Annotated in this window: 11 protein-coding genes; 3 read left to right on the forward strand and 8 right to left on the reverse strand. The window is 71.0% G+C overall.

The window, feature by feature from the left end:
- Window positions 1-526: HAMP domain-containing protein (locus ACFWBB_RS15835; protein ID WP_385271548.1), on the reverse strand; the 526-nt coding region annotated here is incomplete at its 3' end.
- 298 nt (window positions 527-824) lie between these two features.
- Window positions 825-1,706, reverse strand: a complete 882-nt coding sequence (locus ACFWBB_RS15840; protein ID WP_385271550.1) for an RNA polymerase sigma factor SigF — start codon at window positions 1,704-1,706, stop codon at window positions 825-827.
- A 199-nt stretch (window positions 1,707-1,905) separates the two neighbouring features.
- Between ACFWBB_RS15840 and ACFWBB_RS15845 the strand changes: the two genes are divergently transcribed.
- Complete coding sequence (locus ACFWBB_RS15845) at window positions 1,906-2,277, forward strand: PRC-barrel domain containing protein (protein ID WP_385271553.1); 372 nt, start codon at window positions 1,906-1,908, stop codon at window positions 2,275-2,277.
- Complete coding sequence (locus tag ACFWBB_RS15850) at window positions 2,274-2,732, forward strand: ATP-binding protein (RefSeq protein WP_385271556.1); 459 nt, start codon at window positions 2,274-2,276, stop codon at window positions 2,730-2,732. The genes ACFWBB_RS15845 and ACFWBB_RS15850 overlap by 4 nt, the downstream gene beginning before the upstream one ends.
- A gap of 163 nt (window positions 2,733-2,895) precedes the next feature.
- Here ACFWBB_RS15850 and ACFWBB_RS15855 read toward each other — a convergent pair whose 3' ends face one another.
- Together ACFWBB_RS15855 and ACFWBB_RS15860 are read right to left on the reverse strand one after the other, a co-directional pair.
- Window positions 2,896-3,342, reverse strand: coding sequence for an ATP-binding protein (locus tag ACFWBB_RS15855; protein ID WP_385271559.1), 447 nt, complete (start codon window positions 3,340-3,342; stop codon window positions 2,896-2,898).
- A gap of 207 nt (window positions 3,343-3,549) precedes the next feature.
- The gene (locus tag ACFWBB_RS15860) at window positions 3,550-5,451 is read right to left on the reverse strand and encodes an AMP-dependent synthetase/ligase (protein WP_385271562.1); all 1,902 of its coding nucleotides are present in this window, start codon (window positions 5,449-5,451) and stop codon (window positions 3,550-3,552) included.
- A gap of 197 nt (window positions 5,452-5,648) precedes the next feature.
- Between ACFWBB_RS15860 and ACFWBB_RS15865 the strand changes: the two genes are divergently transcribed.
- Window positions 5,649-5,882 carry a DUF6480 family protein gene (locus ACFWBB_RS15865; RefSeq protein ID WP_385271565.1) on the forward strand — a complete coding sequence of 78 codons (234 nt, stop codon included), beginning with the start codon at window positions 5,649-5,651 and terminating at the stop codon, window positions 5,880-5,882.
- Window positions 5,883-5,912: 30 nt separating this feature from the next.
- Here the strand turns inward: ACFWBB_RS15865 and ACFWBB_RS15870 are convergent, their stop codons facing one another.
- The 4 genes from ACFWBB_RS15870 to ACFWBB_RS15885 form a co-directional block, all read right to left on the reverse strand.
- Window positions 5,913-7,001, reverse strand: coding sequence for a glutamate--cysteine ligase (locus ACFWBB_RS15870; RefSeq protein WP_385271568.1), 1,089 nt, complete (start codon window positions 6,999-7,001; stop codon window positions 5,913-5,915).
- A gap of 57 nt (window positions 7,002-7,058) precedes the next feature.
- Entirely contained in the window at window positions 7,059-9,263 is a 2,205-nt protein-coding gene (glgB, locus tag ACFWBB_RS15875; RefSeq protein ID WP_385271571.1) for a 1,4-alpha-glucan branching enzyme, read from the reverse strand.
- Between the two features lie 5 nt (window positions 9,264-9,268).
- Window positions 9,269-10,630 (reverse strand): maltokinase, encoded by a 1,362-nt coding sequence (locus ACFWBB_RS15880; protein WP_385271574.1) that lies wholly within the window; start codon window positions 10,628-10,630, stop codon window positions 9,269-9,271.
- A gap of 28 nt (window positions 10,631-10,658) precedes the next feature.
- On the reverse strand, window positions 10,659-11,216 hold a 558-nt coding region (locus ACFWBB_RS15885), incomplete at its 5' end, for an alpha-glucosidase C-terminal domain-containing protein (protein WP_385271577.1).

Here is an 11,216-nt window from a genome sequence, read left to right on the forward strand (position 1 = left end):
GGGCCTGGCCGCCGAGGCGTCCTTCGGTGCCGACCTCGCGGGCGACGCGGGTGACCTCGTCGGCGAACGCGGAGAGCTGGTCGACCATCGTGTTGACGGTCTCCTTCAGCTGAAGGATCTCACCCCGGGCCGGCACGTCGATCTTCTGCGAGAGGTCGCCCTTGGCGACCGCGGTCGCCACCTGGGCGATGTCCCGCACCTGGGTCGTCAGGTTCCCCGCCATCGCGTTGACGGAGTCCGTCAGGTCGGCCCAGGTCCCGGAGACCCCCGGCACCTCGGCCTGGCCGCCCAGGGTGCCCTCGGTGCCCACCTCGCGGGCCACCCGGGTGACCTCGGAGGTGAAGACGGACAGCTGGTCGACCATGCCGTTGAAAACGGTGGCGATGTCGCCCAGCAGACCGTCGCCGTCGGTGGGCAGCCGGGTACCGAAGTCCCCGTCCCGTACCGCCGTCAGGCCGGCCAGGAGCTGCCTGAGCTCGTGGTCGCCGGGAACCGAGTCCAAGGACTCGGTCGCGATGCTGGTCATGCGAACCTCGTTCCGCTCCCCAGGAGTCCCCCGGGCGGGGACTCGGAACCGGGCCGCCCCGATGGACGGCACCGCATGTCGTGCGTGCATTTCCGCAGTTCACGGTCGTGCGCGATGAGAGAAATCCGCCGCAGGCTAACCCACGGGAGGGCGCCGGAACAAAGCCTCAGGTCACTTTGCGCGCACAGGAAATCCAGAGGGCACACATCATGCATACACGAGCGGAAGCGGGGTACCGGAACAGGTTTGCCCGGGACGGCGCGTGGCCGTCCCGGGCAGAGTGACCGGCTTTAAGGGGTCAGGCGACCTCGGTCCCCAGCAGACCCGTACGGAGGCGCTGCACCATCCGGCTGATCAGCCGTGACACATGCATCTGGGAGATGCCGAGCTCCTTGCCGATCTCCGCCTGCGTCCGCTCCTCGACGAACCGCAGATGAATGATCAGCTTCTCCCGCTCGTCGAGTTCCGCGATGAGCGGAGCCAGCGAGTGGAAGTCCTCCACCAGTTCCAGCGCCGGCTCCTCGGCGCCGATGAAGTCCGCCAGCACGGACTCGCCGTCCGCGCCGCCGTCGGAGGTCAGGGCCGCGTCGAGGGAGGCGGACGTGTAGCAGTTGGACGCCTTGCGCGCCTCGATGACCTCCTCCTCCGAGAGCGACATCAGCTGCGACAGCTCACGCGTCGTGGGCATACGGCCCAGCCGCGTCTGGAGTTCCTCCGTGGCCTTGGCCAGTTCGACCCGGGCCTCCTGGAGCCTGCGCGGAACATGCACGGCCCAGCTGGTGTCCCGGAAGAAACGCTTGATCTCGCCGACGATGTACGGCACGGCGAACGAGGTGAACTCCACCTCGCGGGTGAGCTCGAACCGGTCGATGGCCTTGATCAGCCCGATCGTGCCGACCTGGACGATGTCCTCCATCGAGTCGCCCCGGCCGCGGAAACGCGAAGCCGCGTACCGCACCAGTGACAGGTTCATCTCAATCAAGGTGTTGCGCACGTACTGGTACTCGTGTGTGCCCTCCTCCACGACGGTGAGCCGGTCGAAGAAGCGGCGCGAGAGCTCGCGCGCGTCCTTCGGGCTCACCTGGGTGGGCATCTCGATGAACGGAACCCCTCCCTGCGGGTCCTCGGTGCCCGCCCGTACTGCCGTGGCCGTCGGTGCTTGTGCCGTCACGGCATCCATGCCGCTCACTCCGTTCGTCGAGCCGGTCGATGACGGAGTCCGCTTTCCCCGTCCTTCGCGTCTCATGCCAGGTGTTCCGCAGAAACTTTCCTCACGGCTTCCTGTACCGCCTCCTTTCGGTCCGGAACGGACAGACGCGCCCCGAATGCGGTCGTCACGGGAGGGTAATCGCAGCTGTGGAGCACGAGAAGGGAGCAGTGTGACCATCGACGGAATCTGGTCGTACATGCCGGACAGCGGGTACGCCGAAGGGCAGGACCTGAGCGGCTACGCCGTCGTGACGGCCGACGGCACCCTCGGACATGTGGAACGCGAGGCCGACCCCCACGGCATGCGGCATCTGGTCGTCGACACGGGCGTGTGGCTGTTCGGCAGGAGTGCCGTCGTCCCGGCCGGGGTCGTGACGGCTGTCGATCACGGGGCGCGTACGGTGTCGCTGGTCTGTACCGGGGACCAGGTCAAGGACGCGCCCCGCTTCCGCACCGACAGCGAGACCACGGACCCGGCCTACCTCACCGCCGTCGGCGATCACTATCGCCGCCTGACCCGAAGGGGAACGACATCGGCGTGAGGGAGAAGGAACTCGCGCCCGCGCGGCAGGCGACCGGCGGCGGACCGTCGGCGGCACCGGTGAGAACCGCCTCGGCCGCGCGGGCCCGGGCCCGCGCGGTGGTGGACGCCCGGTGGAACCGCGCCGGCCGGCCGGCGCGGGAGGAGGACGTCATCGACCTGCTGCTGGTCGTCTCGGAGCTGGTGACCAACGCTCTGCGGCACGGCGGCGGACTCGCCGGGTTCGAGACGACGCCGGTGCCTGACGGGATCCGGCTGGCCGTGCACGACCACAGCGACGAGGTGCCCGCAGTGCTGGGCGGACCGGAGTCCGGGCCGGCCGGGCACCGCGTGGGCGGATACGGCTGGCCGCTGGTCCTCCGCCTGGCACAGGAGATCGTCATCGAGAAGCGGCCCGCGGGCGGGAAGGCGATCAGGGTGTCCCTGCCGATCCGCACCACCGACCGGCCGAGCTGACGAACCGCCGGTCCGACGGAGCGGCGGGGCTGACGGCGCGCCGCGATCACGGAGGACCGAGGGCTCGCCGGATTCACGGAGGACCGCGGGCTCGCCGGGGATCGCGGCACCGGATCGCGGGGATGTGCCGGGGTGGACCGTCCGTCCGCCTTCGCCGGAACGTTCACCACGGCAGGAAGACGTGTACGTCCTTCCCCTCGTCCTGCCCGGTAGCGTTCGGCACCACGCTGACCTGACTGCACAGCGTGTGCACCAGGTACCAGCCGATACCACCACCCCCGCTGTCGGGGTGGAACGGCCGGGGAGTCGGGAGAGTGCTGCTGGTGTCGTGCAGCGTGACGTGCACACCGTCGAAGGTGGGCCGCAGCTGCAGGTCGAAGGGGCCCGGCGCGTACTGGACCGCGTTGGCGGCCAGCTCCGTCACGATCAGCACGATGTCGTGCCAGCACTCCGGCGCCGTGGGCGGCACGGCGCGGGCCAGTTCGCGCAGGAACTCCTCTGTGGCCAGTCGCGCGCCCGTCACATCCTGTGGTTCACCCGCGAAGCGGGTCGTGCGGCTGGGAATCGCCCAGGAGGACAGTGCGTCGTTACCTCGTGGCTCGGTTGCCATGTCTTCAGTGCGGCCCCTTCAGCGGTCCGGGACCGTCGTCCTTTCTCGTACGGCTCTCTGGCGTCGCCCCTTCTGGGTTCCCGAGGCAGCCCAGGCTACGCGTCCGGCCTGCGTCGGCATACGGTCGCGGCGCGACATCGTCATCGGCCCGCAGACCACGCGGCGTGTCCGCCCCGGTCGTCCACCGGATCACCGGAACACGCCGACTCACCGGAACACGTCGTCGGCGTCGTCCCAGCCGAGCTCCTCCGGTGCGCTCTGCCGGGGCAGCCGCGCCCGGGCCTGGTACATCGCCTCGATCTCCGCCGCGTAGTGCGCCACGATCGAGTCGCGCCGCAGCTTCATCGAGGGCGTCAGCAGACCGTTGTTCTGGTCGAACGGCTGCGGCAGGATACGGAAGGCGCGGATCGACTCCGAGCGGGACACCGCGCTGTTGGCGGCGGCCACCGCGCGGCCTATCTCCTCCCGCAGGGCGTTCTCCTCCCGGGCCTCCCGGCTGTCCAAGTCGCCGTGCAGCAGCAGGTTCCCGCGCCAGTGCGCCAGGAAGTCGGGATCCAGGGTGATCAGCGCGCCCACACACGGCCGGTTGTCGCCCACGACCACGGCCTGATGGACGAGCGGATGCATCCGGAGCCGCTGCTCCAGCGAGGCCGGCGCCACACTCTTGCCGCTGCTGGTGATGATGACGTCCTTCTTGCGGCCGGTGATGGTGAGGTAACCGTCCGAGTCCAGGAAGCCGAGGTCACCCGTGGCCAGCCAGCCGCCCCACAGCGCGGCCCGCGTCGCGGCGTCGTCGTTGACGTATCCCTGGAACACCGACGGGCCGCGCACCAGGATCTCCCCGTCGTCCGCCACCCGGATGTCCATGCCCGGCAGGGCCTGTCCGACGGTGCCCGACTTCTCCCGGCCGAGCGGCTGCATCGTGATCCCGCCGCTGGTCTCGGTGAGGCCGTACCCGTCGTGCACGTAGATGCCGATGCCCTCGTAGAACAGGGACAGGTCACGGTGGAGCGGGGAGCCGCCCGAGGTGGCGCGGTGGACGCGGCCGCCCAGCGCCGCCCGGAGTCTGCGGTACACCGTGCGCTCGAACAGGGCGTGCTGGAGCCGCAGGTCGAAACCGGGCCCGGAGCCACGGCCCAGCCGCTGCCGCTCGACGGCGGCCGCGAAGTCCCGGGCCGTCTCCGCCGCCCGCTCGAACAGGGCGCCGCGGCCCGCTTCCTGGGCCACCCGCAGAAAGTTCTTGTAGATCTTCTCGAACACCGAGGGCACCGCGTGCAGATACGTCGGACGGAAGGTGCGCAGCGACTCCGCGAGCGCCTCCGCGCTGAGATCCGGTTCGTGGGCCATCAGGATGCCGCCGCGCAGACACAGACCCTGGATCATCAGCCCGTACACATGGGAGAAGGGCAGGAAGGCGAGGATGCTCGCAGCCCGGCCGGCCGGCGCGGCCGTGTGCCCCCAGCCGGCCAGGAGCGTGTCGCAGGGGCTGGCCAGGCTGTGATGGCTCAGCGCGCAGCCGAGGGGGCGGCCGGACGTTCCCGAGGTGTAGGCGATCACCGCGGTGGAGTCGGGCAGCACGATCCGGCGCAGCGAGTCCACCGTGGTGATCGGCACCAACTCGCCGCGCTTAGCGAGCTGTTCGAACGCACCGGCGTCCAACTGCCAGACGTGGCGCAGCGCGGGCAGTGCCGCGCACACCGAACCGACGGTCATGACGCTCTGTTCGTCCTCGACGAGGACGCCCACACAGTTCGCGTCCCGCAGGATCCACTCGACCTGCTCGCGCGAGGACGTCGGATAGACGGGGACGACCTCGGCGCCGATGGTCCACAGCGCGTGGCAGACCACCGTCCACTCGTACCGGGTCCGCGCCATGATCGCGACGCGGTGGCCGGGCGAGATCCCGCACGCCACGAACCCCTTCGCCAGGTCGATCACCTCGTCCCGCAGCTCGACGGCCGTGACCTCCTCCCAGTCGGCGGAGGCGGCGTCCTGACGGCGCGCGAGCACGGGCAGAGTGGGAGTTCGGGCGGCTGTCTCGAAGACGGTGTCGGCGAGCCCTCCGGTCAGGGGCGTGGTGGCCGGGGGAGCGAGGGCGAAGTCGCGCATGCGCTGCTCCTGTGGTGTACGGGCTGTGACTCCGCCGACGGGAACTGTTATCGACGGTGCCCGAATCTAGCCCAGGTGGGACCGGTTGTGGCCTGGAACGAATAAGTATTCCGCGTTGATGATCTCGGCCTGTCGGCTCCCGGCACTCCTGACGGCCCCCGGCTGATGAAGTCGGTGGTCCGGGGGACTCGGAGAGCATGAACCACATCAATCCCGACCCCGAACCCGAACGCACCACCGGACTGGAACCGGGCGGCGGCGTCCCCCCGGGCGAGACCCCGCCCGCGGAGAGCAGCATGCCCGGAGCCGGCCCTCGGGAGACGCACAACCCGACCAAGGGCTGGGCCAAGGGCCCGCTCACCCTGATCATCGTCCTCGTCGTGCTGTGCGCCGCCTTCTTCCTGGCGTACGCGATCGATCTCATGCTCTGACCGGGAGCCGCGACGGCGCGCGGGGCGGCCTCAGGCCTGTGTGTGCTTCACGCAGGCGGCGACCACCTCGCGCATACTGCCCGTGCGCTCCCACACCTCGCGCTGGATCGCGGAACCGTTGCCGTCCCGCAGCAGGCCTGCGCAGGACACACGGGCCCGCTCCAGGTCACCGCTGTCCGCCAGCGCGTCCTCGACATGCTTCAGCAGCGCCCCCACGACCGTCTCGGCCGGCCCGGGCCGCATGGTCGCGGGGTGCAGCAGATCGCCGGTGAGCCCCGAGCGGGCGGCCCGCCAGCCCGCCAGCCGGAGCAGACTCACACTGTGGTCCAGCGGCTCGCGGCCGGCCTGCCAGTCCCGGGCGGCCGTCTCGACGAGCCCGCGCACCAGTGTGGCGATCAGCAGAGCGGTGTCCGCGTGCAGACAGACGTCCGCGACGCGCACCTCCACCGTCGGATAGCGCGCCGACAACCGGGCGTCGAAGTAGACCATGCCCTCGTCCAGGATCGTGCGCGTGGACACCATGTCCGCCACCCGCCGGTGATACCGGTCCGCCGAACCGAACAGTTCCGTCGGACCGGCCGAGGGCCAGCGCTGCCACACCCGGCTGCGATAGCTGCTGTAGTCCGTCTCCAGTCCCTGCCAGAACGGCGAGTTGGCGCTCAGTGCCGTCAGCACCGACAGCCAGGGCCGGATCCGGTCCACGACCGCGACGCCCTCGTCGTCCGAGTCGACGGACACATGGACATGGCAGCCGCACACCATCTGTTCACGTGTCGCGATGCCGTACTGCTCGGCCATCCACTGGTAGCGCCTGTTCATGCTGACGGACGGGCGCACCGGCAGCGGGGACGTGGCGAGCGCGGCCACCGCGCACCCGGCCTCACTCGCGTGCCGGGCCGCCTCCCCGCGTATGCGGACGATCTCCGCGCCGAGTTCGCCCATGCCCGACTGCGGGTGGGTGTTGAACTCGAGCATCTGGCTGTGCAGTTCCTTCTCGAAGACGTCCTCCTCGGCCCCGCGCCGGGACGCGCGGGCGAGGACGGCTGCGGACAGGGCCTGGGGCTCCCCGGTCTCGGGGTCGACCAGGAGGAGTTCCTCCTCCACTCCGACGGTGCGCACGGGCTGCGGCCTCTCTCTGGCGGGTGGTACGCACCCGACTGCCCCGTCCGGTGCTGTTCACACGGCCGACGGCGTCAGCCACACCGTGGCCAGCGGCGGCAGCGTGAGGGAGATCCCCCCGTCCCTCGGCGCGACGGGAGCGGAGTGGACGACACCGCTGCCGCCGTACGCCGCCGCGTCGGTGTTGAGCACCTCGCGCCAGGCCGGCCCGCCGTCGGGCACGGCGAGCCGGTAGTCGTGGCGCACGACGGGGGAGAAGTTGCTGACGGCGAGGAGCGGAGCGCCGTCGGCGCCGAGGCGGAGGAAGGCGAAGACGTTGTCCTCGGCGGCGTCGCCGACCACCCACCGGAACCCGGCCGGATCGGTGTCACGCTCCCAGAGGGCCGGGGTGGCCCGGTAGACGGTGTTGAGATCACGCACCAGGTCGCGCATCCCCAGGTGATCGCCCGCGGACGCGTACCCGGGGTCCGTCAGCCACCACTCGGGACCGTGGGCCTCGGACCACTCGGCCCCCTGGGCGAACTCCTGGCCCATGAAGAGCAGCTGCTTGCCGGGGTGGGCCCACATGAACCCCAGGTAGGCGCGGTGGTTGGCGCGTCGCTGCCACCAGTCGCCCGGCATCTTGGAGACCAGCGCCTGCTTGCCGTGGACGACCTCGTCGTGGGAGATCGGCAGCACGTAGTTCTCGCTGTAGGCGTACATCATCGAGAAGGTCATCTCGTTGTGGTGGTACTTGCGGTGCACCGGCTCCTTGGCGATGTACTCCAGCGAGTCGTGCATCCAGCCCATGTTCCACTTCAGCCCGAACCCCAGACCGCCGCTGTCGGTCGGCCGGGTCACCCCTTCCCACGCGGTGGACTCCTCCGCGATCGTCACGACCCCCGGGTTGCGGCGGTACACCGTCGCGTTCATCTCCTGGAGGAACGCCATCGCGTCCAGGTCCTCCCGGCCGCCGAACACATTGGGCGACCACTGGCCGGAGTCCCGCGAGTAGTCGAGGTAGAGCATGGACGCGACGGCGTCCACCCGCAGCCCGTCGACGTGGAACTCCTCGCACCAGTAAGTGGCGTTGGCGACCAGGAAGTTGCGCACCTCGACGCGCCCGAAGTCGAACTCGTACGTCCCCCAGTCCGGATGCTCGGCCCGCCGCGAGTCACCGGGCTCGTACAGCGGGTCCCCGTCGAACCGGCTCAGCGCCCAGTCGTCCTTGGGGAAGTGCGCCGGCACCCAGTCCACGATCACGCCGATCCCGGCCCGGTGCAGGGCGTCCACCAGGAACTTGAAGTCGTCGGGCGTACCGAGGCGCGAGGCCGGCGCGTAGAACCCGGTGACCTGGTAGCCCCAGGAACCCGAGAACGGATGCTGGGCCACCGGCATGAGTTCCACATGCGTGAAGCCGAGGTCGTTGACGTACGGCGGGAGCTCCTCCGCCAGCTGACGATAGGTCAGTCCGGGTCGCCAGGACGGCAGATGGACCTCGTACACGGAGAACGGAGCCACATGCACGGGGACGTCGCCCCGGTGCGCCATCCACTCCTCGTCCGCCCACTCGTAGTGCGAGGCGTGCACGATCGACGCGGTGTCCGGCGGCACCTCCGCGCGCCGGGCCATCGGGTCGGCCTTGAGGAAGCGGTGGCCGTGACGGGAGGTGATCTCGAACTTGTACCGGGCGCCCTCGCCGATCCCGGGCAGGAACAGCTCCCACACCCCGGACGATCCGAGGGACCGCATCGGGAAGGCGGTCCCGTCCCAGAAGCAGAAGTCCCCGGCTACGCGCACCCCCTGGGCGTTCGGCGCCCACACCGTGAACCGGGTGCCGATCACCCCCTGGTGGGCCATCGGCTCCGCGCCGAGCGCCTTCCACAGCTCCTCGTGCCGCCCCTCACGGATGAGGTGCAGATCCAGGTCGGCCAGGGCCGGCAGAAAGCGGTAGGGGTCGTCCACCTTGTGCTCGGCGCCGTCGTACGACACCAGCAACGTGTACGCGGGCACCGCGGCCAGCGGCAGGACGACGGAGAACAGACCGTCGCCCTCCGAGACCAGCGGGGTGGGATCGCCGTCGATCACGACACTCACGGCGTCGGCGAAGGGCCGCAGCGCGCGGAAGAGGATCCCGCCGGGCGCCGGGTGCGCGCCCAGCAGGGCGTGCGGGTCGTGGTGGGCGCCCGCGAGCAGCCGCCCGCGGGCGGCCGGGTCGAGCGCGGGCGCCGTGCGCGGGCGGGGGCCGGACGACTCGGGCGGAGAGGTGTCACGCAGGGCCACAGGGGTCAGCCTCCTCGGACGGCGAGTCGTTCGATCGCCGCCATGGGTACGGGCAGCCAGTCGGGACGGTTACGGGCCTCGTACAGCACTTCGTACACGGCCCGGTCCGTCTCGTAGGCACGCAGCAGGGCATGCTTCTTGCGGGGGTCCCAGCCCGCGCGGGCGGCGTAGCCCGCGCAGTACGCCTCGCGGCAGCGACGCGCCCACTCCGGCCGCCACGGGCGGCGCTGGCGGGCGGCGTAGTCGAACGAGCGCAGCATTCCGGCGATGTCCCGGACCGGGGAGTGGGCGCTGCGCCGCTCGGCCAGCGGACGGGACGGCTCGCCCTCGAAGTCGATGACGAACCAGTCGCGGCCGGCGCGCAGGACCTGCCCGAGGTGCAGGTCCCCGTGGATGCGCTGGGCGGGCGGTCCCGCATCGCAGACGGAGAGCGCGCCGAAGGCGGTGGTGAGGCCGGGAACGAACGGGCGCAGCGCCGGCACATGGTGCGCGGCCGCCTCCAGCCGCTCGGTCATCGCCGCCGCCGTCCGGCCGTCCTCCGCGTCCGGACCGGAGGGCAGCGCCGCGGCCAGCGCGATATGGACGTCCGCCGTGGCCCGCCCCAGCTCCTCGGCCTCCGCCGTGAAGTCCTCGCCACGGGCGAGGGCCCGCAGCGCCAGCGTCCAGCCGTCCGACGCGTCGGGCAGGAACGGCTGGAGGACGCCGAGCGTCGCCTCCTGCGGATGGGTCGTGCGGAACCAGGCCACGGGTGCGGGCACCCGCCCGCACCCCTGCCCGGCCAGCGCGACCGGCACCTCCAGATCGGGGTTCACCCCCGGCTGGATCCGCCGGAAGATCTTCAGGATGAACGCGTCTCCGTACACCAGCGAGGTGTTGGACTGCTCGGCGTCGAGCAGCCGCGGCGCGAGCCCCGGGGGCAGCGACACGGACGGACCGGACTCGAAGCACAGTGGGCCCAGCGTGCCGGGGTGCCGCATCCGCTCCAGGAGCAGATGGGCCGACCGGGGGTCCTGAAGCGCGTCGTGGACCGTCAGGCCGGCCAGCGGCCCGTCCTCCACCCTGCCGATCAGCGCCCGCCCCAGACGCGGCGACAGGTGTTCCTGCACACCGAGGAGCAGCTGGTAGCAGTCGCCGGCCGGGGGCGTGCCCCCGGGGGTCGGGACGCCCGACTGATCGGCGTGCACGAGCAGATGGAGGCAGCCGGGGTACAGCTCGGTCATCGACAGCATGCGCAGGTCGGTGAGGGGCCGGTCCTTGCCGGCGAACCAGCGCTGCCGCGGCAGCCACTCGCACAGCAGCGCGGCCAGCGGCCCGACGGAGCGTACGCCGCTCGGGCCGCTCGGCCGCAGGGGTGCGGTCTTCGTCACGGTGACCCATCCTTTCCCAGGCGCTCGCTCACAGGCGGCGGCCGATCCGGGACGCGGCTCTGGTGAGCCGGAACCAATAGAAGCCGTGGCCCGCGAGGGTGAGCAGGTAGGGCAGTTCGCCGATGGCGGGGAAGCGGACCCCGCCGAACAGTTCGACGGGGTGGCGGCCGTCGAACCGGCGCAGGTCGAGCTCTGTGGGCTGCGCGAACCGCGAGAAGTTGTGCACGCACAGCACCAGGTCGTCCCCGCCGTCCTCGGCCAGCGGGGCCTCGCGCAGGAAGGCGAGGACGGCCGGGTTGGAGGACTGGAGTTCGGTGTAGGTGCCGAGGCCGAAGGCGGGGTTCTGCTTGCGGATCTCGATCATCCGGCGGGTCCAGTGCAGCAGCGACGAGGGCGACGACATCGACGCCTCGACGTTGGTGACCTGGTACCCGTGGACGGGATCCATGATCACGGGCAGTGACAGCCGGCCCGGGTCGCAGGACGAGAAGCCCGCGTTGCGATCGGGTGTCCACTGCATGGGGGTGCGGACGGCGTCGCGGTCGCCGAGCCAGATGTTGTCGCCCATGCCGATCTCGTCGCCGTA

This window comes from Streptomyces sp. NPDC060000 (assembly GCF_042737375.1).
Classification (GTDB): domain Bacteria; phylum Actinomycetota; class Actinomycetes; order Streptomycetales; family Streptomycetaceae; genus Streptomyces.